Below are 2,588 nucleotides of genomic sequence, written 5' to 3'. Positions count from 1 at the left end.
CAAAATAGGTTCTGAGTCATTTTGCTGTAGGTTGCTTTGGCGAGTTTCAGCGCATAGGTGGCATCGATCGGATCGCTTTTAATTAACACTAAATCGGCAGATTCGATCGCGACATTAGTCCCCGCACCGATCGCTAGCCCTAAATCTGCCTCAGTTAAAGCAGGGGCATCATTGATCCCATCGCCGACAAAAGCGATCGTTTGTTCGGCTTTGAGCCGATGAATCAGTGCAGCTTTGTCTTGCGGTAAGACACGAGCGTAATAGCGATCGATCTTCAAGTCCTCAGCAACAGTTTTTGCTACTGCTTCGGCATCGCCGGTAATCATCACCACCTGCACGCCCATTTGCTGCAATTTGGCTACTGCGGCTCGTGCGGATGGGCGGATCTGGTCTGCTAACCCAAAGATCGCCAGTACTTGCTTATCGTCCATCAAGACGATCGCGCTTTCACCCCGCGATTCACTTGCTTGTAATCCCGATCGCAATGCTGGTGGAAACTGTAATTTCAACTCCTGTACCCATTCTGGTCTGCCGACTCGATAACGCCGACCGTTGACTACACCTTCAACGCCTTGTCCTGGAACAGCTTTGAAGTCAGTCGCTTTGGCAAGCTGACTTTGGCGATGATTGGCTTCGATAACGATCGATTGTCCGAGCGGATGTTCCGATAAGGATTCTAGTGAGGCGGCAATGGTTAAAGCTTGCGGTTCATCAATACCATCGGTATAAATTTCCTTGACTCCAAACTTGCCTTCGGTCAACGTCCCCGTCTTATCAAAAGCGATCGTTTTAATCCCTCGCGCTCGTTCAAATGCCGAGCGGTTTCGTACCAAAATCCCGTTTTTAGCAGCCATCGCCGTGGCATTAATCGTGACTAAGGGAATTGCTAAACCCAGTGCATGAGGACAGGTAATGACTAATACCGTCACCGCTCGATTGACGGCAAATGTTAAACCGCCAGTCCCAATTGACAGCCACACAATAAACGTCAACGTAGATACCCCGATCGCAATCAGAGTCAGCCAGTAAGCCAATCGATCGGCTAGGGTTTGATATTGGCTCTTAGATGCTTGAGCCTCCTCTACCAGCCGCATAATCTGGCTCAGAGTTGTTTTATCGCCAGTCCGAATCACTTTAATTGTCAAAGCACCTTCGCCGTTGACTGCCCCTGCGACTACTTCATCGCTAGTTTTTTTGACGACTGGACGCGATTCGCCAGTGAGAAAGGCTTCGTTGACGCTAGAGGTACCCTCGATGACTTCACCATCGATCGGGACTTGTTCGCCAGGACGGATTAAAATTCGATCGCCCTCTGCTAACGCACTTACCTGAACATCTTCAATCCGACCATTGACTTGCTGGTGAGCCACGGCAGGTACCAACTTCGCGAGATGCTCTAAAGCGCGGCTGGCTCCTTGCACAGAAGTCATTTCGATCCAGTGACCGAGCAGCATGATATCGACTAAAGTTACCAATTCCATGTAAAAGGAATCACCTGGTAATCCAAAAGACACTGCCACACTGTAAACATAGGATACGGTGATGGCTAGTGCAACCAGCGTCATCATCCCAATTTTCCCGTGGAGTTCAGCCCAAGCTCCAAGCAGAAACACCCAGCCACCATACCAATAAATAATCGTAGCCAGAACCGGCGTAACCCATTCCACTCCAGCAAACTGAATCGCCTGGTAATTAAACCACATCTGAAACATCGGCGACAGATACAGCACTGGCACCGTTAGCACCAGACAGATCGAGAAGCGTCGCTGGAACATCGCGGGGCTGTGTCCAGCATGTTTGTCATGTCCAGCATGTTCGTGACTGGAATGTTGAGCCGGATCGTGCTGGTGGTTAGCGTGACTCGGATGGGGTCGGGTTTGCTCGTCTCGATCGCGTTCGCGAAGCGTTGACTCTGGCAAATCGTGTTTCATAACTGAATTCTCCTGGGGATGATTTTAATCTCGGATATTCGCATTTATGGGCTGAAAACTGGAGGTCTAGTTATTAGCAGGATAGCCAGCCTGAGTGAGTGCTGACTTAACTCATTTCCACCAAATACACAGCTACATCTCATCTGGAAAACATTAGATTCGATCGATACAATGTCGGATCGATCGGGATCGATTTGACGTTTTCCCCCATTGCTTATGTTGCAAACTCATAATTAATCTCTGTAACTTTTCCTTTGTAATAGAGCCGAATGCCGTCTGGATACTCCCATCCCACTTCGCCTTGCAAAGGAATCAGCATTCCATTACGAGTTGAATAGTCCCAAAACCTGCCGCTCCAAGGCATGGCAGTCAGCTTGTCACGATAACGCGCTTCAGCCCGCATGGTCTCGATCGTCCCTTCAGGATTAAACCGAAACATGAGAGAGACGGTTGTTGCACCATCAGTCACCGCAGCATGGGCGGAGGTATTGTCAATGGCTTCCCAGCGCACACCCTGACTGGGTAACAGCGCAGTCGGATACCAAGGCATCTCAGCAAAAAATCGCAGTAACTCGCCTTGGGCGGCTTCAGGGGTACCGCGCACATCAGCAACGGTGAAAAGACCGAGTAATGATGCGTGTAAGCTGCCTTCTCCTA

The 2,588-nt window shown here is 49.8% G+C and carries 2 protein-coding genes; both read right to left on the bottom strand.

The window, feature by feature from the left end; translation table 11 throughout:
- On the bottom strand, positions 1-1,931 hold a 1,931-nt coding region (locus RMO84_RS00685), incomplete at its 3' end, for a heavy metal translocating P-type ATPase (protein ID WP_310486491.1).
- Positions 1,932-2,145: 214 nt separating this feature from the next.
- Positions 2,146-2,588: DUF6920 family protein (locus RMO84_RS00680; protein ID WP_396135732.1), on the bottom strand; the 443-nt coding region annotated here is incomplete at its 5' end.

Source organism: Chamaesiphon sp. VAR_69_metabat_338 (assembly GCF_031423935.1).
Taxonomy (GTDB): domain Bacteria; phylum Cyanobacteriota; class Cyanobacteriia; order Cyanobacteriales; family Chamaesiphonaceae; genus Chamaesiphon.
This window is presented reverse-complemented; position numbering and strand designations above follow the sequence as displayed.